This is a genomic window from Corynebacterium sp. HMSC22B11 (genome assembly GCF_001815965.1).
Lineage (GTDB): Bacteria > Actinomycetota > Actinomycetes > Mycobacteriales > Mycobacteriaceae > Corynebacterium.
The window spans coordinates 1-25,099 of record NZ_KV823496.1 but is presented as its reverse complement, the minus strand read 5'-3'; the positions used below and the strand labels follow the sequence as shown (position 1 = coordinate 25,099).

General features: G+C 62.9%; 21 protein-coding genes, 1 tRNA gene, 1 other RNA gene and 1 riboswitch. Of the genes, 13 read left to right on the top strand and 10 right to left on the bottom strand.

Features of this window, described 5'->3' with window-relative positions; translation table 11 throughout:
• Positions 1 to 108: 108 nt before the first annotated feature.
• Positions 109 to 930, bottom strand: coding sequence for a histidinol-phosphatase (gene hisN / locus HMPREF3088_RS05305; protein WP_070758754.1), 822 nt, complete (start codon positions 928 to 930; stop codon positions 109 to 111).
• Positions 931 to 953: 23 nt separating this feature from the next.
• Positions 954 to 1,829, bottom strand: a complete 876-nt coding sequence (locus HMPREF3088_RS05300) for an inositol monophosphatase family protein (protein ID WP_371441304.1) — start codon at positions 1,827 to 1,829, stop codon at positions 954 to 956.
• Positions 1,830 to 1,868: 39 nt separating this feature from the next.
• Here HMPREF3088_RS05300 and prfB point away from each other — a divergent pair, with 39 nt between their 5' ends.
• Positions 1,869 to 3,002 (top strand): peptide chain release factor 2, encoded by a 1,134-nt coding sequence (prfB, locus tag HMPREF3088_RS05295; protein WP_070758753.1) that lies wholly within the window; start codon positions 1,869 to 1,871, stop codon positions 3,000 to 3,002.
• On the opposite strand, the gene HMPREF3088_RS05290 is transcribed toward prfB, so the two are convergent.
• On the bottom strand, positions 2,999 to 6,508 hold the full coding sequence (locus HMPREF3088_RS05290) for a proline dehydrogenase family protein (protein WP_070758752.1): 3,510 nt from the start codon (positions 6,506 to 6,508) through the stop codon (positions 2,999 to 3,001). The two genes, prfB and HMPREF3088_RS05290, sit on opposite strands and share 4 nt — an antisense overlap.
• A 422-nt stretch (positions 6,509 to 6,930) precedes the next feature.
• Complete coding sequence (locus HMPREF3088_RS05280; RefSeq protein ID WP_371441303.1) at positions 6,931 to 8,613, bottom strand: AbgT family transporter; 1,683 nt, start codon at positions 8,611 to 8,613, stop codon at positions 6,931 to 6,933.
• Between the two features lie 50 nt (positions 8,614 to 8,663).
• Here HMPREF3088_RS05280 and ftsE point away from each other — a divergent pair, with 50 nt between their 5' ends.
• The 5 genes from ftsE (at position 8,664) to ssrA (ending at position 12,482) form a co-directional block, all read left to right on the top strand.
• Entirely contained in the window at positions 8,664 to 9,353 is a 690-nt protein-coding gene (gene ftsE, locus HMPREF3088_RS05275; protein WP_070758750.1) for a cell division ATP-binding protein FtsE, read from the top strand.
• A 30-nt stretch (positions 9,354 to 9,383) separates the two neighbouring features.
• The gene (ftsX, locus tag HMPREF3088_RS05270; RefSeq protein ID WP_070758749.1) at positions 9,384 to 10,286 is read left to right on the top strand and encodes a permease-like cell division protein FtsX; all 903 of its coding nucleotides are present in this window, start codon (positions 9,384 to 9,386) and stop codon (positions 10,284 to 10,286) included.
• A gap of 124 nt (positions 10,287 to 10,410) precedes the next feature.
• Positions 10,411 to 10,947 (top strand): SsrA-binding protein SmpB, encoded by a 537-nt coding sequence (gene smpB / locus HMPREF3088_RS05265; protein WP_070758748.1) that lies wholly within the window; start codon positions 10,411 to 10,413, stop codon positions 10,945 to 10,947.
• 164 nt (positions 10,948 to 11,111) lie between these two features.
• Positions 11,112 to 12,062 (top strand): hypothetical protein, encoded by a 951-nt coding sequence (locus HMPREF3088_RS05260; RefSeq protein ID WP_246818067.1) that lies wholly within the window; start codon positions 11,112 to 11,114, stop codon positions 12,060 to 12,062.
• Between the two features lie 45 nt (positions 12,063 to 12,107).
• Positions 12,108 to 12,482: a transfer-messenger RNA gene (ssrA, locus tag HMPREF3088_RS05255) on the top strand.
• Positions 12,483 to 12,596: 114 nt separating this feature from the next.
• On the opposite strand, the gene HMPREF3088_RS05250 is transcribed toward ssrA, so the two are convergent.
• A complete protein-coding gene (locus tag HMPREF3088_RS05250) occupies positions 12,597 to 12,974 on the bottom strand; it encodes a toxin-antitoxin system YwqK family antitoxin (RefSeq protein ID WP_070758746.1) in 378 nt (125 codons plus the stop codon).
• 44 nt (positions 12,975 to 13,018) lie between these two features.
• A riboswitch (SAM riboswitch) is annotated at positions 13,019 to 13,105 on the bottom strand.
• A 604-nt stretch (positions 13,106 to 13,709) separates the two neighbouring features.
• Between HMPREF3088_RS05250 and HMPREF3088_RS05245 the strand changes: the two genes are divergently transcribed.
• Together HMPREF3088_RS05245 and HMPREF3088_RS05240 are read left to right on the top strand one after the other, a co-directional pair.
• Positions 13,710 to 15,014, top strand: a complete 1,305-nt coding sequence (locus HMPREF3088_RS05245) for an anaerobic C4-dicarboxylate transporter (protein WP_070758745.1) — start codon at positions 13,710 to 13,712, stop codon at positions 15,012 to 15,014.
• A gap of 97 nt (positions 15,015 to 15,111) precedes the next feature.
• Entirely contained in the window at positions 15,112 to 15,690 is a 579-nt protein-coding gene (locus tag HMPREF3088_RS05240) for a lipoprotein LpqH (protein WP_070758744.1), read from the top strand.
• A 161-nt stretch (positions 15,691 to 15,851) separates the two neighbouring features.
• Here the strand turns inward: HMPREF3088_RS05240 and HMPREF3088_RS05235 are convergent, their stop codons facing one another.
• Positions 15,852 to 17,339, bottom strand: coding sequence for an alanine/glycine:cation symporter family protein (locus tag HMPREF3088_RS05235; RefSeq protein WP_070758743.1), 1,488 nt, complete (start codon positions 17,337 to 17,339; stop codon positions 15,852 to 15,854).
• A gap of 293 nt (positions 17,340 to 17,632) precedes the next feature.
• Here HMPREF3088_RS05235 and HMPREF3088_RS05230 point away from each other — a divergent pair, with 293 nt between their 5' ends.
• Both HMPREF3088_RS05230 and HMPREF3088_RS05225 read left to right on the top strand, forming a co-directional pair.
• Entirely contained in the window at positions 17,633 to 18,370 is a 738-nt protein-coding gene (locus tag HMPREF3088_RS05230) for a DsbA family protein (RefSeq protein ID WP_070758742.1), read from the top strand.
• A 91-nt stretch (positions 18,371 to 18,461) separates the two neighbouring features.
• Positions 18,462 to 18,534, top strand: a tRNA-Ala gene (locus HMPREF3088_RS05225).
• A gap of 126 nt (positions 18,535 to 18,660) precedes the next feature.
• Here the strand turns inward: HMPREF3088_RS05225 and HMPREF3088_RS10370 are convergent.
• From HMPREF3088_RS10370 to HMPREF3088_RS05210, 3 genes are all read right to left on the bottom strand, one after another.
• Positions 18,661 to 19,323: a hypothetical protein gene (locus tag HMPREF3088_RS10370; protein WP_141759431.1), complete on the bottom strand. Its 663-nt coding sequence runs from the start codon at positions 19,321 to 19,323 to the stop codon at positions 18,661 to 18,663.
• A gap of 253 nt (positions 19,324 to 19,576) precedes the next feature.
• Complete coding sequence (locus HMPREF3088_RS05215) at positions 19,577 to 20,164, bottom strand: TetR/AcrR family transcriptional regulator (protein ID WP_246818066.1); 588 nt, start codon at positions 20,162 to 20,164, stop codon at positions 19,577 to 19,579.
• A gap of 3 nt (positions 20,165 to 20,167) precedes the next feature.
• Positions 20,168 to 22,525 carry an MMPL family transporter gene (locus HMPREF3088_RS05210; RefSeq protein ID WP_070758740.1) on the bottom strand — a complete coding sequence of 786 codons (2,358 nt, stop codon included), beginning with the start codon at positions 22,523 to 22,525 and terminating at the stop codon, positions 20,168 to 20,170.
• A 241-nt stretch (positions 22,526 to 22,766) separates the two neighbouring features.
• On the opposite strand from HMPREF3088_RS05210, the gene HMPREF3088_RS05205 reads away from it, so the two are divergent.
• Together HMPREF3088_RS05205 and HMPREF3088_RS05200 are read left to right on the top strand one after the other, a co-directional pair.
• Positions 22,767 to 23,411 (top strand): vitamin K epoxide reductase family protein, encoded by a 645-nt coding sequence (locus tag HMPREF3088_RS05205; protein WP_070758739.1) that lies wholly within the window; start codon positions 22,767 to 22,769, stop codon positions 23,409 to 23,411.
• Between the two features lie 26 nt (positions 23,412 to 23,437).
• Positions 23,438 to 23,827 (top strand): DCC1-like thiol-disulfide oxidoreductase family protein, encoded by a 390-nt coding sequence (locus HMPREF3088_RS05200; RefSeq protein ID WP_070758738.1) that lies wholly within the window; start codon positions 23,438 to 23,440, stop codon positions 23,825 to 23,827.
• Here the strand turns inward: HMPREF3088_RS05200 and nadE are convergent.
• Positions 23,824 to 24,657, bottom strand: a complete 834-nt coding sequence (gene nadE, locus HMPREF3088_RS05195) for an ammonia-dependent NAD(+) synthetase (protein WP_070758737.1) — start codon at positions 24,655 to 24,657, stop codon at positions 23,824 to 23,826. The two genes, HMPREF3088_RS05200 and nadE, sit on opposite strands and share 4 nt — an antisense overlap.
• A 181-nt stretch (positions 24,658 to 24,838) precedes the next feature.
• On the opposite strand from nadE, the gene ykgO reads away from it, so the two are divergent.
• Entirely contained in the window at positions 24,839 to 24,961 is a 123-nt protein-coding gene (gene ykgO / locus HMPREF3088_RS05190) for a type B 50S ribosomal protein L36 (protein ID WP_005288826.1), read from the top strand.
• Positions 24,962 to 25,099 lie beyond the last annotated feature (138 nt).

Here is a 25,099-nt window from a genome sequence, read left to right as displayed (position 1 = left end):
TCTGGCACTTGACAAAAACATAGGGACACCCCCCAACAGTTAAGGACGCCACCGCAACGTGCGGTAGCGTCCTTTTTCTTTCTGTCTGCCCTGGTTAGGGCAAGCGGCTTAGTTATTCAGCGCGGCGATGACGTCCTCGTGCAGCAGCCCGTTGGTGGCCACCGCGGAACCGCCGTGCGGTCCCGGCTCGCCCTCCACGTTCGTGAAGGTGCCGCCGGCCTCCGCCACGATCGGGACGAGTGCTGCGAGATCCCAGAGGCTGACCTCCGGCTCCGCCGCGATATCCACGGAGCCCTCGGCGACCATCATGTAGGACCAGAAGTCCCCGAAGCCGCGCAGACGCCAGGTCTTGTCGCTCAGTCCCACCAGCTGCTCCCGCAGGCCGCGATCCTGCCAGCCGGACAGGGAGCTGATGGAGAGGCTGGCGTCGGCGATCTGGCTCACGCCCGACACGCTCAGGCGGCGCGGTTGGGCCGAAGGGGTGGAGTCCTCGTCGAAAGTATTCGGTACAGAGAAGGAGCGCCACGCCCCAGCGCCCGGCGCGGCCCACCAGCGGCGGCACAGTGCGGGTGCGGAGACCAGACCCACCTTCGGCACGCCGTCCTCCAACAGGCTGATCAGCGTGGCCCACACGGGCACGCCGCGGACGAAGTTCTTCGTGCCATCGATCGGGTCGATGACCCACTGGCGGCCCTCGAAGTGCGCCTCGCCGCCGAACTCCTCACCCAGCACGAAGTCGTCTGGGCGGGAGTCCGCCAGAATTTCGCGCAGGCGACGCTCGACGGCGGTGTCGGCATCGGAGACGGGGGTGAGGTCGGGCTTGGATTCGATGCGGAGGTCCTCGGCCTCGAACCGAGCCATGGTGATCTCGTCCGCGGCGTTGGCCAGCTCGAAGGCAAGCGACAGGTCATCGGAGTATGTGGTGCTCATGCCCTGGATCTTAGCCTCAAAAACTAACTGCCGATGAGCGCAGTCTTAACGCTCGCAACAGCCGACTCGGTGCCGGCCACCGACCAGGTCTTGCCCGCGGCCTCGATCTGCTCGGCCACGCCACCGGCGCCCTCCACGAGCGCCCGGCCCGGCAGCCAGTCCCAGGCCGCCACGGAGTCCTGAATCCAGCAGCCGAGCTCCCCGGAGGCCACGCCGGCCATGTCCACGGAAGCTGAGCCGAGCATACGGACGGTCGCGAAGTTGCCGGTTACCGCGATCCAGGCGTCCCTAACCTCTGGCACGGAAAACAGCGGCGGGTGCAGGTAGGTGCCGACTACGGTGCGCTCCGCAGGGGTGTTCTTGAACTCCGGGACCGGCTGGGCGTCGCGGGTGGTGGGGATCTCCGGGCCACCGAACCAGGTGTAGCCCATCGCGGGGCGGTGCACGGCGCCGAAGATGACCTCCTCCGGGTCATTCGGGTCGCCCTTAACCAGGGCCAGCGCGGAGCACCAGTAGTCCGAGCCGGTGGTGAAGTTATAGGTCCCGTCCACGGGGTCGATCACCCAGGTCCGCCCGCTGGTCCCTTCGCGCCGGGTGCCTTCCTCGCCAAGGACGCCGTCCTCCGGTCGGATCGTCTCCAGCGCATCGGTGATGAACTTCTCGGCGGCCCGATCCGCGGCGGTGACGACGTCGGAGATGGAGGTCTTCGTCTCCGTCTCGAGCCCGGAGGCGCGCATCCGCCACGCCAGGCGGGCGGCGTTGTACACCAGCGCCTGGGCGAGGTGGTTATCGGTGTCGTCGACGTGCGCGACGATGAAGGTCTTGATGATCGCGTTGAGCATCTCCTCCGGCACCGGGGAGTTGCCGGTGGAGGTGGACGTATTCTTTGCCTTAGCCATACATCCCATTGTGCACACTGCCGGGTAGACTTGCGCACTATGCAACCGGATGTGAGCTCTGATCTGAAAGACCTGGAAGGCACCCTGACCACCATCGAGCGGGTGTTGGACCTCGACGAGCTGGACTCGCGGGCCCGCGAGCTGGAGGATCAGGCCGCCGACCCCTCGCTGTGGGACGATCCGGATCACGCCCAGCAGGTCACCTCGGAGCTCTCCCGTGTGCAGGCCAAGCTGAAGAAAATCCGCGAGCTGCGCCAGCGGCTGGACGACCTCCCGGTGCTCTACAACATGGCCGAGGAGGAGGCCGCGGAGGATCCGGCGGCGGCCGAGGACGCCGCCGCGATGGCGGAGGAGGAGCGCACGGCGCTGCGGGCCGCCATCGAATCCCTGGAGATCACCACGATGCTCTCCGGCGAGTACGACCAGCGCGAGGCGCTGGTCAACATCCGCTCCGGCGCCGGTGGGGTGGATGCCGCGGACTGGGCGGAGATGCTGTTGCGCATGTACACCCGCTGGGCCGAGCAGCACGGCCACAAGGTGGATATCTACGACATCTCCTATGCGGAGGAGGCGGGTATTAAGTCCGCGACCTTCGTCATCCACGGTGACTATATGTACGGCACGCTCTCCGTGGAGCAGGGCGCCCACCGCCTGGTGCGCATCAGCCCCTTCGATAACCAGGGGCGCCGCCAGACCAGCTTCGCCGAGGTGGAGGTCCTGCCCGTCGTGGAGCAGACGGACTCCATCGAGGTGCCGGATGCGGACGTCCGCGTGGACGTCTACCGCTCCTCCGGTCCGGGCGGGCAGTCGGTGAACACCACGGATTCCGCGGTGCGCCTGACCCACATCCCAACCGGCATCGTCGTGACCTGCCAGAACGAGAAGTCCCAGATCCAGAACAAGGCCTCCGCCATGCGCGTGCTGCAGGCCAAGCTGTTGGAGAAGAAGCGCCAGGAGGAGAAGGCGGAAATGGATGCCCTCGGCGCGGGCGGCAACGCCTCCTGGGGCAACCAGATGCGCTCCTACGTGCTGCACCCGTACCAGATGGTCAAGGATCTGCGCACCGAATACGAGGTCGGGGACCCGCAGAAGGTCCTCGACGGCGACCTCGACGGGCTCATCGAGGCCGGCATCCGCTGGCGCATGGCGCAGCAGCAGGAGGAGAACGCCTAAGGCGTCAGCCCGTGGATGTAGCCGAAGCGGTGCTCGGTGGTGGCGATGTTCTGCTCCAGCAGCATCGTCAGCAGCTCGCGGTGGCCATCCGGTAGCACCGGCTGGTCGAAGATCTTCGAATTCGAGTCGACCGCGGCCTCGTAGAAGGCATCTGGGCTCTCGCCCAGGGAACGGATGCGGGAGTTCGCGGCCTTCGAGATCTCCGCGGCGAACACCAGGTCGCTGGCGATGCGGAAGCTCTTGCCCAGCTCCCCGAACTGCGCTGCCACCTCCTCGGACGCCGAGATATCCAGCTCCGTGCCGGTGACCGCCGCCCCCAGCTGGAGGCGCAGGACGTCGCGCGCCTTGGCGTCGGCGTTAACGCGGACGCGCAGCGGTTCTAGCAGCGGCTTGTAGCGGAAGACGTTGGACTCCACGACCATCGCCGACTTGTCGTGCTCGACGCCGAACTCGACGGCCATGGCGTGCGCGTCGGACTCTGCCGCCCGGCGGAGCCACTCGTGATCCGCGTCCTCCAAAACCGGGGAGCCCAGCCCGCGGAACTCGCGCAGCAGCTGGGTGATGCGTGGCTCGACCGTCCCGGAGGTCAGCTCCTCGATATTGCCTTCGGTCCACACGCCCTGTTGGGCGACGTAGTTCGGGCCGCCGGCCTTCGCCCCGGAGCCGATGGAGGACCCCTTCCAACCGCCGAAGGACTGGCGCTGCACGATGGCGCCGGTGATGCCGCGCTCCACATAGGCATTGCCCACCTCGACCCGCTCGCGCCAGTAGGCGGTCTCGTCGCGGTCGATGGTGTGGATGCCACCGGTCAAAGCGAAGCCAGTGGAGTTCTGCCACTCGATCGCCTCGTCCAGGTCCTTGGCATGCATGATGCCCGTGACCGGGCCGAAGGCCTCGTTGGTGTGGTACCAACTGCCCGGCTGCACGTTATCGCGAATACCCGGGCTCCACAGGGTGCCGGTCTCGTCCAGCTGCTTCGGCTTGACCAGCCACTTCTCGCCCTTATCGAGCTTGCGTAGCGCCCGGTCCAGTTTCTCGCCTGGGGCCTCGATGATGCCGTTCATGTACGTGGAGATGTCGGTGCCGCGACCCACCTCGATGGACTCCACGGCATCCACTAGCTGGTTCATGAAGCGCTCGTTCTTGGACATCGAGCCCACGGTGATGATCAGGGAGGCTGCGGAGCACTTCTGGCCCGCGTTGCCGAAGGCGGACTGGTAAATATCCTCCACGGCCAGGTCCGGGTCCGCGGCCGGGGTGACGATGATGGCGTTCTTGCCGGAGGTCTCCGCGTTCAGGATCTTGCGGGGGTTCCAGCTGCGGAACAGCTGCGCGGTCTCCGAGGCTCCTGTGAGGATCACGGATTCCACGTCCGGGTGGCTGATCAGGCGCTTGCCAGCCTCGTCCTCGTCGGCGTTGACCAACTGGAGCAGGTCCTCGCCGACACCGGCCTCGCGCATGGCCTCGACGAAGACCTCGGCGATGCGCAGCACCTGGGGTGCGGGCTTAAGGATCACGGCGGCGCCAGCAGCCAGCGCGGCCGTCACACCACCCACCGGGATCGCCACGGGGAAGTTCCACGGCGGGGTGACCACGACGACCTTGTACGGGGTGAAAATCGAACCGCGGTGCCGGTCGAGCTGGCGGGCGGATTCTGCGTAGTAGTGCGCCATGTCGATGGCCTCGGAGATCTCCGGGTCGGACTCCGCGATCGTCTTATCGGCCTCGAAAGCCGCCGCAGAAATCAGGCGGCCACGGTAGTTCGCCAGAGAATCAGCGACCTTGTCCAGCAGCTCGGCACGCTCCGCGCCGGTCTTCTGCCCCCACGCTCCCTCGTGGGTCTCAACGGCACGCTGCACGATCTTGTCGATCTCCGCCGGGTCGGTGACCAGCGGCGACTGTGCCGGGCCCGGGTCGGCCTCCGGGGTGAGCAGGCTGCGGGCCCACTCGCGGTTCTGCGCCAGAGCGGGGTCGGTGTCCGGCTCGTTGAGGAAGTTGCCCGGGATGGAGCCGCCCGTGGCACCAACCTTGTCCCTGGCTTCCTGGATGCGGTCCTGGGTGCGGCGCGGCCCGTGATAGGTCGCCCAGCGGTCGGCGACGGCGTCCCGGAAGCGCTGCTCCTGGTTTTCCATCGGTGTCAGGCCGGTGTCGTCGTCCTCTTCGGGGGTGAACAGCGCGTAGAGGAAGTTCTGCTTCGCGCCGTTTTCCTCCAGGCGGCGGACCAGGTAGGACACGGCGACGTCGAAGTCCTCCTTGCGGACGACGGGCGTGTACAGGATCAGGTTGCCGGTCTTCTTCTGCACCTCGCTGGCCTGGGCTGGAGCCATGCCCTGCAGCATCTCGATGTCCAGCTGCTCGGCCACGCCCCGCTGTTCGGCGAGCTTGTGGGCGAGTGCTACGTGGTAGACGTTGTGGCTGGCCACGCCGATGCGGATGGCCTGCGCGTTTTCCGGGTTCAGCACCCAGTCGATCAGGCGCAGGTAGTTGGCGTCGACCTCCGCCTTCGTCAGATAAGGGGTCTGCGGCCAGTTGTGCATCTCCGCATCCACCCGCTCCATCGAGAGGTTCGCGCCCTTAACCAGGCGCACCTTGATCTTCGCGCCACCCTGGGCCACGCGCTGCTTCGCGAATTCAATTAGTCGCTGGAGGGCCTCGAAGGAATCCGGCAGGTAGGCCTGCAGTACAATGCCGACCTCTAGGTCGAGGAACTCCTCCTCGGCGAAAAGCTCGGTGAATAGCTCCAGCGTGAGGTCGAGGTCTTCATAGGCCTCCATGTCGAGGTTGACGAAGGTGGGCTTGCCGGACCGTTCCTGGCCCGCGCGCTTGGCCTCCCGGTACAGCGGACGCAGGCGGTCCTTCAGCCGATCGACGGAGCCGCGGAAGTCCCAGTGGTTGAGCTGGGAGACCACGGAGCTGGCCTTGACGGAGACGTACTCCACCTTCGGGTTCCGGATCAGGTCGATGGTCTGCTGGAGGCGTCGCTTGGCCTCCGCCTCGCCGAGGACGGCCTCGCCCAGCAGGTTCAGGTTGAGGGTGAATCCCTTCTCCCGGGCATCGTCGAGCATCGCGTCCAATGTCTCGGAACCGGCGTCCAACACCAGGTGGCCGACGGTGGAGCGCAGGTACTTTCGCGCGATGGGCATCACGACGTTCGGCAAGATCGGGGCTGCGATGGAGCCCGCCGTGACCAGGATCGTGTCGATCAGGCCGAGGAATGCCGGGGCCGGGTCGGTGCGCTTAAAGGGGGAGGCGATCTTCGCGAACTCTTCGGCCGCGACCTTGTTGTCCTCCGGTCGGGCCACGCGGTCGACGAAGCTGAAGGTGAACTCCACGCCGTGTGGGTCGTGAACCATGTCGGCCAGCTGCTTCGTGGCCGGGGCTGTTTCCTTGACCTCCAGCCAGGTGTCGGCTTGTTCGATGGCGACGTCGACGAGGCCCTCCATGTCCTTGTTTGGCGCGAGGTCCTGGTGTGTGGTGTTCTTGCTGTTCTCCTCGTAGGAAGTCATGGTCGCTGTCTCTCTATGTGAGGGGTTTCCCGTTGTGGCCTGGCTCCACTGCGGTTTTTGGGGAGCCGAAAAGAAGGCCTCGAACGGGCAGGGCAGGAGGGGACCGGCTGCCGGGGCAGGGGCGGTCTTAGACAGCGAGAACGGGCGGGCGGTCGCCGGGGCGACGGCGACGATCGCGGGATAGCGCGCGCAGCCGGGTTTGAGCGACCCGGCTCAACGCGCCGCGGTACTGGGGGCTGTACCGGGCGATTTGCCCGGTGTTGCACCGCGCGGGGGAAGCCGTGTCATTCCACATGACCCAAATCTACGCTCTTTTCGGGATTGTTTCAGCAAGTGAAATAAATACCGCGCACGCCCCGGGTACGGGGTGTGCGCGGTGTGAAGGGCGGCCCGCCGGAAGGCGAGCCGGCGGGACCGGGCGTTTAGGCCGGGTAATTCATCGCGGTGCCCGGGCCCAGCGGGATGCCGAGCAGCCACCAGACGACGAAGAAGAGGAACCAGCCAAAGATCATCGCAGCTGCATAGGGCAGCGCGAGAGACATCAGGGTGCCGATGCCCGAGCGCGAGTAGTAACGCTGCAAGAAGGTCAGCGCCAACGCGAAGTAGGGGCTCATCGGGGTGATGATGTTCGACGGCGAATCACCCATGCGGAAGAGCATCTGGGTGACCTCCGGGGCGTAGCCCAGGTACATGAACATCGGCACCACGATCGGGGCCATCAGAGCCCACTGCGCAGAGCCCGAGGTGATCAGCAGATTCAGGCCCGCGACCAGCAGGACGAAGAGGGCGAAGAGCAGCAGCGGGGGCAGGTCCGCCTTCTGCAGGATCTCCGCGCCGGTGATCGCGGTCCAGGAGCCCAGGTTGGACTCGGTGAACCACGCTAGGAACTGGGCGACGGCGAAGAAGAGCACCATCATCGGTAGCAGCGTCTTTAGACCGCGGGCCATCCACTCCGGCACCTGGTGCCACTTGGTCAGCGTCTTGGCGACCAGGCCGTAGACCACACCGAGCAGGAAGAAACCGACCGCGATGGGGACACCGACGTCCGTAATCAGGGGGCTTTCCATGACCGCGCCACCCTCGCCCTGCAGCGGGGAATCCGGGACAAACAGGGCGGCGAAGTACGCTGCGAAGAAGACGACGGCGGCGACGCCGGTCCACTTCAGGGCGCGGACCTCCTTCTCGCTGAGGGCGAGGTCTGCTTCCAGCTCGTCCTTCGTCATGTCCTTGGCGTCCTTGTCGAGGGCCGCGCTGCCCTCGGAGTCGACGTGCTCGGCATTGCCGAAGGTCAGCTCCTCGTAGTTGATCCGATCGTGGTCGACCAGCTCGAGAGCCTTCTTATTGATATAGAGCTCCGTGACCGCGGTGATGATCAGCGCGAGGACGACCGCGGAAGCCATGACGAAGAAGTAATTAGCCAGCGGGGAGACCACGTACTCGGCGTCCGCGATGTTGGCGGCCGAGGTGGAGATGCCTGCGAGCAGCACGTCCGTGATGTTGAGGACCAGCGAGGAGTTGAAGCCCGCCGAGGAGGCGGCGAAGGCGACCATCGCACCGACGATGGGGGAGCGCCCCATCGCGCGGAAACTCATCGCACCGATGGGGATGAGGATGACGTAGACGGCGTCCGAGGCGACTGAGCCGGTCACACCAGCCAGCGCCACGACGAAGGTGAGGCTCTTCGGACCCACCTTGCTCACCACCGCGCGCACCGTCGAGGCGATCAGACCGGAGTGTTCCGCGATGGCCACGCCCAGCATGACGGTGATGATGAGCCCGAGCGGCGGGAAGCTTGTGTAGTTCTCGACCGCGTTGGAGACGATGGAAGACAAGCCCTCGGCGGAGAGCAGGTTCTTCACGACGACGGTTTCGCCGGATTCGGGGTCCTTCGCGCTCAGCCCGGCCAGTGAGCCCAGCCAGGAGCTGACGAGGACGAGTCCGCCGATGATGACGAAGAGCCAGAAGGGTTCTGGCAGTTTATTGCCGACGCGCTCCACCCAGCCGAGGAAACCGCCAACCTTCTCAGGCGCGTGTTCCTCGTGGTGTTCTTCGCTGCGGTCGGTTTTCTGGTCGCTGTGCTTGTTCGCTGTCTTCTCGGCAGTCACACGCTTCCCTTCTGTAACAGTTTCATCTTTGGTTCGCTAAGGTTAGAGCCGTGATCACTTTCGATAACGTTTCCAAGAGCTACCGGACCTCAACCCGGCCTGCGCTCCAGAATATTTCCGCAGAGATCGAAAAGGGCGAGTTTGTCTTTCTTATTGGCCCTTCCGGTTCCGGAAAGTCTACGTTTCTGCAGCTCATGGTCCGCGAAGAGGCGCTGGACTCTGGTGACCTGCATGTCGCCGGGTTCCATGTCAACGCGCTGAAGGATAAGGAAGTCCCGAAGCTGCGCCAGCGCATCGGCTACGTCTTCCAGGACTTCCGTCTGCTCCAGAAGAAGACGGTCTTCGAGAACGTCGCATTCGCCCTGGAGGTGATCGGCAAGAAGCGCCCGGACATCGAGAAGCTGGTCCCGGCTGCCCTCGAGACCGTGGGCCTGCAGGGCAAGGAGAACCGCTTCCCGCACGAACTTTCCGGCGGCGAGCAGCAGCGCGTCGCTATCGCCCGCGCCTCCGTCAACCGCCCGCTCGTTCTGCTGGCCGACGAGCCGACCGGAAACCTTGACCCGGATACCTCCGCCGAGATCATGAACCTGCTCAACCGCATCAACCAGCAGGGCACCACCGTCGTCATGTCCACCCACGACGACGTCGCCGTCGACTCCATGCGCAAGCGCGTCATCGAACTGCACAACGGTGAACTCGTGCGCGACGACGCTCGCGGCATGTACGGCGTCGGCCACTAAGCCGGGGCAACGAGGAAGGTTTAAATACTTATGCGAAGTAACTTCATCACCCGCGAGGCCTTCGGTGGCCTGACCCGCAACGCCACCATGACGATCGCGATGATCATCACCACCGCGATCTCCCTGGCGCTGCTGGCCACCGGTTTCCTCATGACCACGATGACCGAGCGCACCAAGGACATTTACATCGACCGCATCGAGGTCATGGTTCAGCTCAAGGACGAGGTCTCGGTCGAGGACCCGGAGTGCGCAAAGCCGGAGTGCGCCAAGCTCCGTGAGCAGCTGGAGGGCGACGAGGCCGTCAAGTCCGTCACCTTCCGCAATAAGCAGCAGTCCTACGACCGGTTCGTGGAACTATTCCAGGACTCCGACCCGCGTCTGGTTGAGCAGACCAGCAAGGACGCCTTCCCGGCGGCCTTCCACGTCCGGCTGGAGGATCCGACCGACACCGCCCCGATCGACGCGGTGCGCGATAACCCGGTCGTCCAGGACGTCGTCGATCAGGGCGAGGACCTGCAGGCAGCGACCCGCAACCTGGACTCCATCCGTAACGCGGCGTTCTTCGTCGCCGCTGTGCAGGCGGTGGCCGCGATCTTCCTGATCGTGAACATGGTGCAGATCGCGGCGTACTCGCGCCGGGAGGAAATCAGCATCATGCGCATGGTGGGCGCGTCCCGCTGGTACACCCAGGCACCGTTCGTGCTGGAGGCCATCATCGGCGCGGTCATCGGTGCGGTCATCGCGGTGGGCGGAATGCTCGCTGGCAAGGCGCTGGTGGTGGACAAGGCGCTGGACTCGGTCTACCGGGCCAATCTGGTTGCGAAGATCACCACCGCCGATATCTGGCTGATGGCCCCGATCCTCGTCATCATTGGTGCCGCGGTGGCGGCGATTACCGCGCAGATCACGCTGCGCTGGTACGTCAAGAACTAGCGTTTTGTTTGGCGGGGCTGGCTGATAGGGGATCGGCTGGCCCTTCTGCTTCCTCTTGGCCGGGCGCATTCGGCCTCGGCTCGACTGCTTTGCCGGAAGCACGGCTGGTAACGTGTGAGCAATCATGGCTAAGAAGAGCACCCCGGTGGACTCCGGGAAATCGAAGGGGAAGAAGGCCTCCGCACCACGTGGCGGGGGCCCGGCTGTCATTGCCACCAACCGCAAGGCGCGCCACGACTATCACATCCTCGACACCTACGAGTGCGGCGTGGTGCTCGTCGGCACGGAGGTCAAGGCCCTGCGGGAGGGCAAGGCCAGCCTCGTGGACGCTTATGCCACCATCGATGCCGGCGAGGTCTGGCTGCGGGGGCTTCACATCCCGGAGTACTCCCGCGGCAACTACTGGAACCACACCCCGCGTCGCGTGCGTAAGCTGCTGCTGCACCGCCGCGAGATCGACTCGCTGATGGGCAAGGTCCGCGACGGCAACCACACGCTGGTTCCGCTGCAGCTGTACTTCGTCGACGGCAAGCTCAAGTGCGAGCTGGCCCTGGCCCGCGGTAAGCAGGACTACGACAAGCGCCAGGACATCAAGCGCCGCACCGAGGAGCGCGAAGTGGTCCGCGAGCTGGGGCGCAAGATCAAGGGGATGAAGGGCTAGCTGCCGCCGGCCTCGAGACGAAGGGGAGAACAGCCGTGGAACATTGGCAGCTTAGGCACCCGAGCCTGGGGTTGATTGAGGTCTGTGTTGGCCACTCGGCTGAGCTCCGGAGCGTTGACCCGGGGTTCCCGCTGCCGAAGGAGGGCGACACTCAACCTGACGCGGTGGCCAGCTCCGAAGGGTTTTACGAGCTTGAATCACCGGACGGCGCAAAGATCGAGGTGGGGGAGCTGCCCGCGCCGCGGCCTGCGGAGCAGCGGACCGCAGCCGGAACCGAAGGGGAGAAAGGAAGCCCTGATGGTGGGGTACGGGGAAAGATCGCCGAGAAGTGGCAGTCATTTCTCGAATACGAGGCGCCTCCCGTGGTCGTGCTTCAGCACGGTGTGCCCGTCTATCGGGAACGCAGCCTGAGCCAACGAAAGGTCCGGCTGGCGCCGGCGGGGCGTGACCCCAAGCAGGTGGCCGACGGAAAGTACTCTGATTCGCTCGACCCTGGGGTATCCGCGGCCCCTGCGATGCTGAAGTTGGATACCGCCGCGCTCGACCGGCACCTCATTCAGGTCGGGGTGAAAACCAAGGACTCCTTCATCTTCTTCGATCCACCGGCCGGTACTCCTGCCGCGGAGCGTGCCGCGAAGATGGAGGCTTCGCCCGTCCGGCGCTGGCTCTATCCGCTGCTCGGCGGGCTCGGCAAGAGTGGGTGGGCCATCCTGGCCGTTCTCCTGGCCCCGGTTGTGACCAAGTTCTTGGTGTGGCTGATCGGGCTGATTCTCACGCCCATCATCGCCGTCATTGAGTTCCTGCTGGGGCTGTTGCCAGATATTGACTGGCCGGAGATCCGCTGGCCAAAGATTCCGTGGCCGGACATCAACTGGCCCACCATCCCATGGCCCGAGATTAACTTTCCCAGCCTGCCGACACTTCCCGAGTTGCCCGACTGGCTTGTATGGCTGCTGGACCACCCGAAGTTCTGGTTACCGATCGTGGTGGGCATTGTCGTCGGAATCATCGCGGTGCGCAACGCGCGGCGGTCGCAGAAGGAAAAGTTGCACTGGCAGCAGCAAAAGATGGCAACGGCATTGAACGCGCTTTACGAAAAGCGGAAAATGCAGTAATCTGAACCATCCTGCTGAGACGCAACTTCCGCAGCAGGCTTGTATGGGGCCGACATGGTTTCGACTTCGTGCATTGAGCTAGGGGAAGCGTGCCGGTGAAGGCAGATGACCACCGTAAGCGTCGCTGCGATTTCTAAGCGCCGAGAACACTCAGCGCGACTACGCCCTCGCTGCCTAATTCAGCGACCGCGTGTCTGTCGGCCTAAGCTAGCCTCTGGCTTAGCACCCGGCATCGTTTAAAGAGGCTTGCTGTGCAGCTAGGTTACTCGAGCTGCACGGGACTTTTTAGAGTGACTGGGCTCATCATCCGGGCTAGTTCGCGTGACCCGGAGAGTCGAGCAGAGATGACAGCGAACTGCGCACGGAGAAGCCCTGGCGAAGTCGCGAAGGACGCGGGTTCAATTCCCGCCGGCTCCACGATTGGCTTTACCCCTGGTCACAGTGACCAGGGGTTTTGCCGTTCCTGCGCGGTTAAATTGGTGAATACTCTGATGGATCCTGCCTCATATTTCGGCGCTGCGGGGCGGCCCGCAGTTAGTCCAAGGAACCATAACCTTCGGGTTCGATCACTCGCGGCCAGCCGATTCCAGACTTGGAGATGGTGAATGGCCCGGAGTGGAGAACCTGACCCTCCTCGTCGAAGAAGGTTCCGGTCACGGGGTAGGAGGGGCCATAGTACTGCCCATCGTCCGGGTCGTTGTAAGTCGCGACCGATTTGAGGCGACCATTGGGGTAAAACTCGCAGCCGTAGACCAACCCCCTGCGCTGGAACGTCCCAACCTTCTTCGGCATGCCGTCCTGGTAGTATTCGATGCCGTAACCCTCGCGGTAGACATGCCCCGTCTGCGGATCGGTGGTCGTACCACCGAAATATTTGAGCTCGCCGGTGTCGTAAAAAATCTCGCCGCGCATGTCTTCTCCTTGATGTTGATCGGCTGGAAACAACATAAAAAGAAGACTCATCGTTCAAGCTGGAGCACCTTGCACGTCGGTAGGTTGCTGAAGGGTCGTCGAGCTTGTCTCTCGCCTTCTCTTTATGAATGACTCCAGGCTAGCAGCCCGGCTACCGACTCAGGTCTGACTGGCTAGACCGATGGACATTACGACCGGAGTGCGGTGGGACGGGCTGGCGCGCCAAAGGGGCCACCGAGCGGGGAGGAATGGGGGAATTGCCGTTCAGGGCTCTGGGGTGCTGTGAGGAAGTTCCTGGGGGTATTCCTAAAAGAAGCTGCCTGAAATTAGGGCAAGCGTGATGTTTCCGCAACCATGGATAAATGGTGATTTATCACCACTGTTACTGGGGTCACTTTTAGAGAAGTGGCTTTTTGTGATCGGGCTCGGTCGGTTGAGGAGATGTTCTCTGAACTATTGCCTGACCTGCTGGATTGTCCCGATTTTCCGGCTTATGTGACCTTATTGCGTTTTTTAAAATTCGATATGGTGACGCGTCGCACATTATGGTTGTCTTGTTTTTCTGAGGCTTAGTGGACTTTATTTTCCGTGTTATTCTCGGGTTCCCGAGGGCGCATTTCATCTCATTGTTGTGCGATTCATAGCGTTCTATGAACTTCCTTTTGCTCCGCATAGGTACTGCGGTTAGTGGGCGAGTGGAAGCCGAACCCTCGTTGAGCTGAAAGAAATGCCACCATGATTTGGGTTCACCTACTGATCGTCCTCGCAGCCATCGTGCTCGGTGCGAGGTACGGTTCCATCGCGATCGGTGCTGCCGGTGGCCTCGGGGTGATCGCTCTGGCGATCGCTGGCGCGCCGGTGACTGGCGACGATATCCCCTTCGACGTCATCGGCATCATTATGTCCGTCATCGCTGCGATCGCTGCGATGCAGGCGGCCGGGGGCATGGATTGGCTCGTCGCGCAGACCGATAAGCTGCTGCGGAGGCAGCCGAAGCGCCTCACCCTTTTTGCTCCGATGGTCACTTATTTCCTGACGCTTTTCGCGGGCACCGGGCACACTGCCTTCGCCGCTTTGCCGGTGGTCACGGAGGTCGCCAAGGAAAACGAGATTCGCCCGTCGCGGCCGCTATCGATCGCGGTCGTGGCCTCGCAGATGGCTATCACCGCCAGCCCGATTTCCGCGGCCGTGGTGTTCCTGGCCTCGATCCTGGAACCGATGGGGGTGGGGTATCTGACCCTGCTCGGGATCGCGATTCCCTCGACTTTCCTTGCGGTCATTATCACCAGCTTCGTTGCTAACTGGCTCGGTACTCCGCTTTCGGAGGACCCCGTCTACCTGGAGCGCAAGGAGAAGGGTCTGGTGAAGTTCCGGGGAAAGGTGCAGTACACCGAGAAGCCGGGCGCTAAGGCTTCGGTGTTGATCTTCCTACTCGCCATCGTTGCAGTGGTCAGCTACGCGGCGTTGATCTCGGATAACCTGCAGGTTATTGCCGATCCGACCCTGCCGCGCACCGAGGCGATCATGTCGATCATGCTTGCCGCGGCGATGGCTATCACTGTGTTCTGTCGCGTGGAGCCGGGCCGGATTCTGGAGATGGCCACTTTCCGTTCGGGGATGTCTGCCTGCGTGTGTGTCCTCGGTGTGGCCTGGTTGGGGACGACTTTCGTGAACGCGCACATCGACGAGATCACGGATGTGGCCGGGGCAACCCTCAGCACCAAGCCGTGGCTGCTCGCCGTGGTTCTCTTCTTCGCTGCGGCCCTGCTGTACTCGCAGGCTGCGACGGCAAAGGCGCTGATGCCCACGGCGCTGGCGCTTGGGGTCGGCCCGGTTGCGGCGATCGCGGCTTTCCCGGCCGTGTCCGCGCTCTTCGTGCTCCCGACTTACCCGACCCTGCTCGCGGCGGTCGAGATGGACGACACTGGCTCGACGCGTGTGGGTAAGGCGGTCTTCAACCATCCGTTCATGATTCCGGGTGTGGTGAACATTGCGATCGCGGTGGCTTTTGGATTCCTTTTTGGCTCTTTGCTGATCTAGCTCGGCGTTGCCACTGAGTCCAAAAGTCGCCCTGATTCACTGTTGATTCCCGATATGGTTTCGGAGGGAAAAGGGAAAACTCTGTTAGCGTGGGATTATGACTAACACCGCTAAGAGCAATGTTCTGAAGTCGCTGACCGCTGCCGTTGCCGCCCCGGCTCTACTGCTGGGTGTGGCAGCGTGTGGTGACTCCGGCGAGGAGACGGTCAACAATGCCACCGAGCAGGCAGGCGACGCTGCTAGCTCCGCGACCGAGAAGGCTGGCGACGCGGTGGATTCCGCGAAGGCGGACGAGTCCACGGCCACGACGGATGCCGCTGATGAGAACTCTGACCTGAGCCAGCCGAAGATTCTGCTCGATGGCAAGCCTGTTGACGGCGAGTTCGCCCCCGTGAAGGTTGAGCGTGACACGGACGACGGTAAGCAGGAGCTGAAGTACGAGGCTGGCGATGGGGCTACCGAGCTCGACGTTGAGATCATCGAGGGGGACAACCCGACCCTCGACGGGCTCAGCCTCAATGTCGACGGCAAGGAGTGGGAGACCTCCGACCAGCAGGAGCGTGACGCTAAGGTCGTCAAGACCGGTGATCGCTACGTCGTCAGCACTGAGGTCCATGAGGACGACAACGAGCAGAGCACCGCTTCCGTGAAGGTCACTTTCGACGCTAAGCAGTAGTCGATTACCTCCCCAATGCAGCGCACCTTTCAGTAGAGGGCGAGGTAGGGGAGAAGCAGTCGGCAACGCAAAAAGGTCGGCCCCACCGTGATGGTGGCGCCGACCTTTTGTCATCGCTGGCCGCGGTGCCACCCGGCCAGCTGGGAGCTAGTGGCTAAGCCTTACTTGGCGCTCGGCGCCTCGTGGGGAATGTCGATGGTCTTGTGCGGGTCCGTGCGCCACGGGTTGCCAGATTCGATGAGGAACTGTTCCACCTGCTCCGGCGTGGCCCGCAGGGTGGGGTCGAAGTCCAGGTAAGCCTTCGTCTCCCGGGCGATGAGGCCGGAGAGGATCAGCAGGCCGATCAGGTTAGGCAGCGCCATCAGGCCATTCGCGAGGTCGGCGAAGGTCCAGGCCAGCTCCAGCTCCGTCGTTGCGCCAACCACCACGACGCAGGTGAAGAGCATGCGGTAGATGGGCGATGCCCAGTCGCCGAAGACGCGCTGCGCGTTGCGCTCACCGTAGTAGGACCAGCCCAGCAGGGTGGAGAAGGCGAAGAAGACCACCGACACGGAGACGATCATGCCGCCCCAGTCGGAGCCCAGGCCGGCGGAGTAAGCACGTGCGGTCATCACGCCCGCCTGGTCGGCGCCGAGTTCCCACACGCCCGTCGTCACGATGACGAGGCCGGTCATGGTGACCACGATGATGGTGTCGATGAAGGTCTGGGTCATGGAGACCAGCCCCTGGCGCACTGGGTGGGAAGTCTTCGCCGCAGCGGCTGCAACTGCAGCGGAACCCATGCCGGACTCGTTGGAGAAGATGCCTCGCGCGAAGCCCATCTGCATCACGATGATGATGGAGGAGCCGATGAACCCGCCCACCGCAGAGGTACCGGTGAAGGCGTCGCTGAAGATCATGCCGAACGCAGCAGGGATCTCGGCGGCGTGCTTGATGAGCACGATGATGCCGCCGCCCAGGTAGATCACGATCATCATCGGCACGAAGCCGGAGGTCACCGTACCGATGGATTTGATGCCGCCCATCAGCACCGCGCCGACACCGACGAAGAGGAAGACCGCGGTGAGGCGTGGATCAATCTCGAAGGTGTCCTTCAGTCCCTCGGCCACAGCGTTAGCCTGGGTGAGGTTACCGATGCCGAAGGAAGCGATGACCGCGGCGATCGCGAAGAACCAGGCGAGGAATTTACCGAGCCCACCTTTGATGCCGTGCTCCAGGTAGCGCTGCGGGCCACCGGAGATGTTGCCCTTCTTATCCGTGGTGCGGAAACGAACGCCCAGGAAGGCCTCGGCGTACTTGGACGCCATGCCGACCAGGCCGGTGACCCACATCCAGAACAGGGCGCCGGGGCCACCGATGGACAGTGCGGTAGCAACACCGACGATGTTGCCCACGCCCACGGTCGCGGCCAGCGCTGTGGTCAGGGCCTGGTACTGCGAGATATCACCCTCGCCGCCTTCGTCGTCGCGGTCCAGGAGCCCGTGACGGAGAGCGACACCGAGCTTGCGGAACTGGACGCCGCGCATGCGGATCGTGAGGACCAGACCGGTGCCGAAGAGGAGGGGGATGAGCAGCCAGGGTCCCCACACGAAGCCCGAGATTGTGCCCAACACATCATTCAACTGTGAGGCAAAAGTTTGTTCTTCCATGGTCTAAACATACGTCGGTGAGTTGCATCACTTGCCAGAAGGTCAAAAATTCCTGTCAATAACATGTATGCCACTGCGGGGAAGGTGAGGCGAGGTGAAGCTGTGGGAACTCTGGCAGCTTATGGCGGTGGGTAACAGCTTCCTGTCAACCTGGGGTTTTGGGGTCTCCCAAGTGGATTTTGTGACTTTAAGATCACTAGGGTTAGCCACGATAGGCCGGGAACCGGCCGTCCATTTGGGCGCCCCCGCACCCGGCGAATGGCGCGCATGTGAAGGTCCGAAAGGAAGTTTTAGTGAGCCAGAAGATCAAGGCCCCCGATCAAAAGGGTGGCAGCGGTTTCATGTGGACGATCGTCGCGGTCCTGGTGATCGCGGCTGTTGTTATCGGCATCGTCGTCACCCGCGGCGGGTCGAAGGAGGACATCGCGGCGAACATGCCACAGGAAGACGTCAACTTCACCATCACCGCGAAGGACAATGTCGTCGAGCTGGCTTCGAAGAACGTCGATAAGGACGCCCCCGTCGCTGACATCTACGAGGACTTCTCCTGCCCGTACTGCTCCCACCTGGTGAAAGCAGACCACCAGGACGTCAAGCAGGCCGTCTCCGATGGCAAGCTCAAGGTTCGTTTTAATTTCCTGAACTTCCTGGACGACGGCCGTCGTGGTCCGTCGACCCGTGGTGCTGCGGTGGCATACGCCATCGCTGAGACCGGCAACGTCAAGGCGTTCTGGAACTTCCACAACTACACCATGCTCGAGCAGGAGACCGTTGCACGGACCTGGGACTACGAGGACCTGGCGCAGGCTGCTTCGGCATATGACTTGGACGCTTCGCTGATCGAGAAGATCAAGAATGGCGAGCTGGAGGATAAGGGCGTCGAGGTTGGCGAGGCCAACGCGAAGGTCCTGAAGAAGAAGGTTGGCCAGGTGTCCTCGCCGATCGTCCTGGTGGATGGCCAGAAGCTCGACATTAAGACCGGCAAGGACGGAATGCCGCAGTCCTGGGTCCCGGACGTGGTCAAGAAATAAATAACTGCAGCGTGAGGGCCGTTTCGGTGGTTCTCACGGTCACCGATTTGGTGGGCTGTGTTCTGGTGGGGTATCTTTAGATCCGCACCAAGGGGCTATGGCGCAGTTGGTAGCGCACCACACTGGCAGTGTGGGGGTCACGGGTTCGAATCCCGTTAGCTCCACAGAGAGAAAACCTCCGGTCTTATCGACCGGAGGTTTTTCGTGTTTCGGAGGGACCTGACTCGCTGGACTGTGCTCGGTGCTGCGGGGGTCAGGTGCCCGTCAGCCTTGTCAAGGGGGAGGCAGCTTTAGGTTTCGGGGGTGTTCTGCTGCTGAATGCGTTCGCCGATGCTGCACAGAATCATCATCATGCCCGAGGCCCACATCCCGAAGAATCCGGTGGCGATGACTGCCCACGCTGCGAGGAATGACACGTCGGCAAGTACCGATGGCGATTCAAAGACGCCGTCGAGTAGTTCGAAGCCAAAAAGCCCAACGAGCAGCGAGATAATAAAGAAGGTGAAGGCGCTCCATCGCCATACCTTCAGTCCACCGAGGCGCCGTCGTGCACCTGCCGGACCGAAAACGAACGCTTCAAACTTCGAAGGCTGCTTCTGTGGCGCAGGGTAGGCGGGGGAGCCGGGCATGCCAGGGGAGTAAGGAACGCCGACCGGGTACTGCTGTGCCATCGGAGCGCCCGGCTGCTGGGGAGGCAGCGGTGCGCCGCTGTATGAAGGCTGTTGGGGTGGTGCCATGTGGGGCTGTTGGGGTGGCTGCGCCGGCGAAAATTGGGCAGGGTCAGCACGCCAGTAGCTGGCGCGGGCGTTTTCTTCCGGCCCGTGTGACTCGGAGGGCTGCCCGGCTGCTGACACCCCATTGGTGTGGGAGGTCGGAACCCCCTCCTGGTGCGGGGTAGATTCCGGCTCCGGTTGGGGTGATTGACCCACGTTCTGGTCCGAGTTATCCGTCATGGCAATCCTTTCGAAGCATGGCACCGGGGCTGCCAATAAATACAGCGCGGTGTTGTTGAGCGGCTCGATCAGCTGTGACCTTCATGTCCACAGTCTGCTTATTGCTCAACCTTAAGCTTCGTGACCTCGGTTCACTCACGCTGGGTGTCGCATGGGCACAAAGAAAACGCCACCCCAACCTTGGAGTGGCACATATCTGTTGCTGCCAGCGCGGCCATGCGGTGGCAGCAACTTCCCTCAGGAAGATGAGGTGTTACTCGTAGTCGCGGAGCAGCTGGAAAGCCCGGCGGATGAGCTCGCGGCCCTCTTCAGGATCGCGAGGCTCCGGCCGGTCCAGGTATTCCCTGATAGCGACCCCACTGGCGGCGGAGTAGGCACCAATCAGAACCTGTGCATCGAAATCCGTTGCCCCGGGGATCCTGTTCTTGAGGGCCTTAACAATGGAGGCGGAAATCTCGGTGACGGTTTCCTGGCTGGGTGGGCGGTGCGAACGAAAACTAGGGTTGCTGCCTACTAACACCAAGGTGGACGCGGAGTAGAGCTCCACGCCGTCGTCATTCAACGCGTCAGAGACGATCGCTTCCATCGCTTGGGCCGCTGTCCACTGTTCAGGAAGCGCATTGATCTGGTCACTGATTTTGTCGAAGGTCTGGCGGAGGAACTCGAAAATCGCCTCATCGGTATCTGCGAAGTAATTGTGGAAGGTGCGAACCGAGATATCAGCTCGATCCGAAATCTGGGCGACGGTCGGCATCCTGTCCGGGTGCTCCAGCATCAGTTGAACCGTCGCCTCGGAGATTGACCGCCGCGTCGCGGCCTTTTTTACTTCCCGGTAATCCATGGCTTATACCGTAGCCTTCACCTGCGCCTGGGAATGTTTTTGATGGAGTTTCTCACCCTCGATGTCCAGGTTCGGCAGGATCTTGTCTAGCCAGCCTGGGATCGACCACGCGCGATCACCCAGTAGGTACATGGTTGCCGGGATGAGCGTCATGCGAACCACAAAGGCGTCCAGCAGAACGCCTGCCGCAAGGGCGAAGCCCATGGCCTTAATGAAGGGTTCATCGATCAGCATGAATGCCGCGAACACAGAAATCATGATCAGCGCAGCAGCGGTCACCACACGCGCACCATGCTTGTATCCATTGGCCACGGCGTTGCCAGCTTCCTTGCCGCGCGAGACATAACCTTCGCGCATACGAGTGACCAGGAACACCTGGTAGTCCATCGCCAGACCAAAGGTCAGTCCGATGAGCATGATCGGCAGGAAGGACAGCAACGGCTGGGGATCGTCGATCAGGCCGAACATACCCTCTTGGAAGATCGCCACGGTCACGCCGAAGGTGGCGGCCATGGAAAGGCCGAAGCCGATTGCCGCGATAAATGGCACCCAGAGCGAACGGAATACCAGGGTCAGAACGATGAACGCCAGGCCCAGAACAATGGCGATATAGGGCACGAGCACGTCCGAGAGCTTTTCAGAAATGTCATCGAAGATCGGGGTGATGCCGGTGATGCCGAAGGTTCCACCAGTTTCTTCCTCGAAGGAACCCTTGAATTCGCGGAGGCGCTCGAGAGTCTCGGTGGTCGCCTCATCGGTTGCGCCGGTCTCCGGGGTGATGAGCACCTGGGCGGCGTCCTGGTTCTCTGTCGTGGCGATGATCTGGGCATTCACGACGCCCTGAGTGCTGGAGAAGTCCTGCAGCAGCTCCTGGTAAGCGGCGGGACGGTCCTTCGCATCGACGTTGGCGGTATCCACGAACGCGATCATGGGGGCGTTGCGGCCATCCCCGAACTTCTCTGCGGTCATCTCGTAGGCATCGCGCTGCGGGGATCCCAGCTTTGCCGTGCCATCGGTTGGCATTGCCAGGCGCAGCCCCGTGGCGGGGATCGCCAAGATGCCCAGCAGAACCACTCCTGCCACCAGGGTCGTCCATGGGCGCTTTCGGATCTGGCGAGCCCACTTGAGACCCATGGTGGGCTTTTCGTCTTCTGGGTCGGGAACCTTGGGGCCAGGAATGCGGATCGCGAACGCGCGCGTACCGAGCAGGCCAAGGAGTGCGGGCAGGAAGGTCAGCGCGACCAGCACAGCGACCAGCACGGTGGCTGCCGCCGCGAAGGCCATGGCCGTCAGGAACGGGATGCCGATGATTGACAGAGCGGCCAGTGCGATCAGCACGGTGGCGCCAGCGAAAACAACCGAGCCACCCGCGGTGCCCAGCGCCATGCCCATGGCGTGGGCGCGCTTGTCCACGCTCATCGTGCGCAGTTCTTCCGCCAGCTCCTTCGGCGAGAGATCGTTGAGCCCCGAGGAGGAGATCAGCTCGTTGCGGAACCGGGCGACGATGAAGAGCGAGTAGTCGATGCCCACTGCCAGGCCGATCATGGAGGCCAGCATCGGGGTCATGTCCGAAATCGAGTCGGTGACCAGCGTGGCCAGCTGGATGCCGAGGATTCCCACGCCTACACCGACCAGTGCGGCGACGATCGGCAACCCAGCCGCTACGAGGGAGCCGAAGGTCACCAGCAGGACAACCGCAGCAACAGCGATACCGATCAGCTCGGCGGTGCCGTCCATTTCGTTTGCCCCGGAGAAGACGTTGCCGTTGTACTTCACGGTGAGGTCCGTGTCGTCGTGCTTAGCAAGGACGTCGGTTACTGCATCGCGCGCGTCCGAAGGGACCTCAAGGACGGTGTCGTAGTCGAAGGTGATGCTGACGGTGCCGGTGGTTTCGTCGGAACTCAGCGGGGAGAGAGCCTCAAGGTCGGATTTGATCTGCTCCTCCGGCATGCCCTGCGCGGCCTTCGCCTTCGTCATCTGCTGTTCCATGCCCTTGGCGGCGAGAACAGGGTTGACGATGGACTCCTGGTCGGCCAGCTCGCCGGTGGCCTTGAGCTCATCCAGCATCTCGTCGACGTCTGCCATGACGGCGCGGTCGGTCAGTTTCTTGCCCTCCGGCGCTTGGATGACGACGGAGCCCGAGGGCACACTCATGGCATCTTCGTCGGAGCCGAAGCGGTCGTTCATCTCCTCCTGGGTGACGGTGGAGTCCATGTCCGGCATGGAGAAGGTGGGGCTTGGGTCTTTCGCGTATGTGGCGGCGCCGAAGCCGAGTGCGCCGAGGATGACGATCCAGGCGACCAGGAACGGCCATGCTTTGCGGTAGGACGTTTTGCCTACCCGGTATAAGAACTGAGACATGTTGCAGAGACTATGCAATCACGAATTCTTGGGCAATGCGCGACTCTGCCAATCGTGTATAAAAACATGCCAAGATCTGTGTTTATGTGAATATAATGTCAGGTCACGGAGGGTGCGTTTTCGGTCGTGGAAGGCTGCGATAGACGGTCTCGTCGAGGGGCTTGCAAACGGGATATAATCACGCACAATGACCCGGTGGACCGTACTGCTGGGTACTCGTTTTCAACTTTAAGGTGACCCCATGTCAACTGCCTCCGCAGAGGCGAAGCGATCGTCAGTCGAGCCTGCTGAAGCTGGTGTTGAGTCTGTAACTGCTAAAACCCGAACCATTGGGGCGAGTCCAGCATTCGGCATCCTCATGGCGGTGCTCGGCGCGGTGGGGTTGTTCTTCTCCGCGCTGATCATGCAGGACAAGGTCACGCTGCTGTCCAACCCGGGCTACATCCCCGCCTGCACGGTCAACGCGATCGTGTCGTGCACGGACGTCATGGCCTCTCCGCAGGCCTCCGCCTTCGGCTTCGCCAACCCCTATATCGGTCTAGTTGGCTTCGCCCTGGTGACCTTCTTCGGCGTCTCCCTGGCCGCGGGCGTGCGCTTCCCCGAGTGGATGTGGGCAGGCGAGCTGCTGGGCCTGATCTTCGCCGTGGTCTTCGTGCACTGGCTCGCCTACGAGGCCGTCTTCGAGATCGGCGCCCTGTGCATCTACTGCATCGCGGTCTGGATCGCGACGCTGCCGCTATTCCTCATGACGTTGGTTCGTTTCGTGCGCGGCAGGGCGCACAACCGGGGGCGAGCGACGGGGCACGGGGTCGCCCAGCCGGTGATCGTGCTCATCGCCTGGTACCTGGGATTCGTGGTCATCATCGGCAGCCACTTCTTCTTCTAGCCGCTCTTGCCTAGGCTCTAGGCATCATGGCCTTTTTCTTTTACGACGCCCATTGCGCCGTCTGCGAGCGCCTCGCCCAGACTCTCACCCGGCTCTCCCCGGGGCTGAGCTGCGTGGCGGGTTCCGTCGATGACCCGTCCCAGCCCGCCGACGTGCGAACCAACATTGCCGAGCACGCGGTGTACTTGGGCGACGACGGCGCGCTGGCCCTGGGCCACCGCGCTATCGGCGAGGCATTGTGGCGCCACGGGCGGAACTTTGGTGTGCACCTGGCGGGTCGGATGCTGCTGATCTGTGCGCTCTCGCCGATCTACGCGCTGGGCTACCGGCTGTTCTCGCACAATCGGGCCCGCATCGGCAGGGCCATGGGGCTGGGAGCCTGCGAGTCCGGCGGCTGTGCTGTGCCCCGCGGCTAGTCGCGCCACCAGGTGTCCGCCGGCCCTGGGGGAGTGGTGCGCTTGTGGCGGCTGACCCGCCACAGGTGCTCGATGCGCTCCGCCGCCTCTGCAGGGACGTCCTTGCCCTCCAGGTAGTCATCGATGTGCGCGTAGGTCACTCCCAGCGCCTCCTCGTCGGAGAGCATGGGGCGATCTTCCTCCAGGTCCGCGGTGGGTATCTTTTCCCATGTCGACGCCGGCGCGCCCAGGTGGCGCAGGAGTTCAGCGCCCTGGCGCTTGTTGAGCCCCACCAGCGGCATTAGGTCGGCGGCGCCATCGCCGAACTTGGTGTAGAAACCCGTAATCGCTTCGGCGGCGTGATCGGAGCCAACCACCAGGGTGCCTGTCTCGCTGGCCAGGGTGTACTGGGCAATCATGCGCTGACGGGCCTTGATATTGCCCTTGTTGAAGTCGCTCACCGGCTCGCCCGTGAGGCTTTCCGAGACGGCGCTCGCGATGGCCAGGGTGGCGTCCTGAATATTGATGGTGACGGACTGAGACGGCTGGATGAAGCGCAGGGCGACCTGGGCGTCCTCCTCATCTGCCTGGGTGCCGTAAGGAAGGCGCACCGCGTAGAACTCGGCTGAAGCGCCACGGCGGCGGAGTTCCTCGACGGCGAGCTGGCACAGTCGGCCGGCGAGGGTGGAGTCTTGCCCGCCGGAAATGCCCAGAGTGAAGCCCTTGGCTCCGGTGCTGAGCGCATAATCCACGAGGAAGTTCACACGTGCGGTAACCTCGGCCTCGGGGTCGATATGTGGCTTGGCGTGGAGCTCGGCGATGATGTGGCGTTGCAGCGCGGTGGTGTTCATGGGCGTCCATGCTAGTCAATCGTTTTTGCTTCTGGCTGTTCAGGCGCTACAATCAGTCGTTGTGTTTCAGCTTGGCACGTTGCCGCGCGTGAAGAACGTGTGAACGTGCTGCTTCACGCAGCGCTCGCAGTGATGCGAAAGTGTCGAGCTTTTGAGAAATCTATAAAGAAAGGAGCGCCCGATGAAGGTCCGTAAGTCCCTTCGGTCGCTGAAGAACAAGCCGGGCGCTCAGGTTGTGCGTCGTCACGGCAAGGTCTACGTCATCAACAAGAAGGACCCGCGTTTCAAGGCTCGTCAGGGCTAATCCTTAGGGGATAGTTTCCACCGCGAGCGCGGCACGAAGCCGGTTGCATTCCATGTGGGATGTGGCCGGCTTTTTGCGTTGCCTTGTGTGGGATCGGTTGGCGGGGGTTAAGTAGCAAAAAGTGTGTCTGATTTTCAG

Bases quoted from the DNA above. Each gene is read 5' to 3' on its own strand.
- HMPREF3088_RS05300 (WP_371441304.1), bottom strand. From the start codon at position 1,829: ATGGCTAAGGCAAAGAATACGTCCACCTCCACCGGCAACTCCCCGGTG.
- prfB (WP_070758753.1), top strand. From the start codon at position 1,869: ATGCAACCGGATGTGAGCTCTGATCTGAAAGACCTGGAAGGCACCCTG.
- HMPREF3088_RS05215 (WP_246818066.1), bottom strand. From the start codon at position 20,164: ATGGATTACCGGGAAGTAAAAAAGGCCGCGACGCGGCGGTCAATCTCC.
- HMPREF3088_RS05205 (WP_070758739.1), top strand. From the start codon at position 22,767: ATGTCAACTGCCTCCGCAGAGGCGAAGCGATCGTCAGTCGAGCCTGCT.
- HMPREF3088_RS05250 (WP_070758746.1), bottom strand. From the start codon at position 12,974: ATGCGCGGCGAGATTTTTTACGACACCGGCGAGCTCAAATATTTCGGT.
- nadE (WP_070758737.1), bottom strand. From the start codon at position 24,657: ATGAACACCACCGCGCTGCAACGCCACATCATCGCCGAGCTCCACGCC.
- smpB (WP_070758748.1), top strand. From the start codon at position 10,411: ATGGCTAAGAAGAGCACCCCGGTGGACTCCGGGAAATCGAAGGGGAAG.
- HMPREF3088_RS10370 (WP_141759431.1), bottom strand. From the start codon at position 19,323: ATGACGGATAACTCGGACCAGAACGTGGGTCAATCACCCCAACCGGAG.
- HMPREF3088_RS05290 (WP_070758752.1), bottom strand. From the start codon at position 6,508: ATGACTTCCTACGAGGAGAACAGCAAGAACACCACACACCAGGACCTC.
- HMPREF3088_RS05210 (WP_070758740.1), bottom strand. From the start codon at position 22,525: ATGTCTCAGTTCTTATACCGGGTAGGCAAAACGTCCTACCGCAAAGCA.
- HMPREF3088_RS05240 (WP_070758744.1), top strand. From the start codon at position 15,112: ATGACTAACACCGCTAAGAGCAATGTTCTGAAGTCGCTGACCGCTGCC.
- HMPREF3088_RS05200 (WP_070758738.1), top strand. From the start codon at position 23,438: ATGGCCTTTTTCTTTTACGACGCCCATTGCGCCGTCTGCGAGCGCCTC.
- ykgO (WP_005288826.1), top strand. From the start codon at position 24,839: ATGAAGGTCCGTAAGTCCCTTCGGTCGCTGAAGAACAAGCCGGGCGCT.
- HMPREF3088_RS05235 (WP_070758743.1), bottom strand. From the start codon at position 17,339: ATGGAAGAACAAACTTTTGCCTCACAGTTGAATGATGTGTTGGGCACA.
- hisN (WP_070758754.1), bottom strand. From the start codon at position 930: ATGAGCACCACATACTCCGATGACCTGTCGCTTGCCTTCGAGCTGGCC.
- ftsX (WP_070758749.1), top strand. From the start codon at position 9,384: ATGCGAAGTAACTTCATCACCCGCGAGGCCTTCGGTGGCCTGACCCGC.
- HMPREF3088_RS05245 (WP_070758745.1), top strand. From the start codon at position 13,710: ATGATTTGGGTTCACCTACTGATCGTCCTCGCAGCCATCGTGCTCGGT.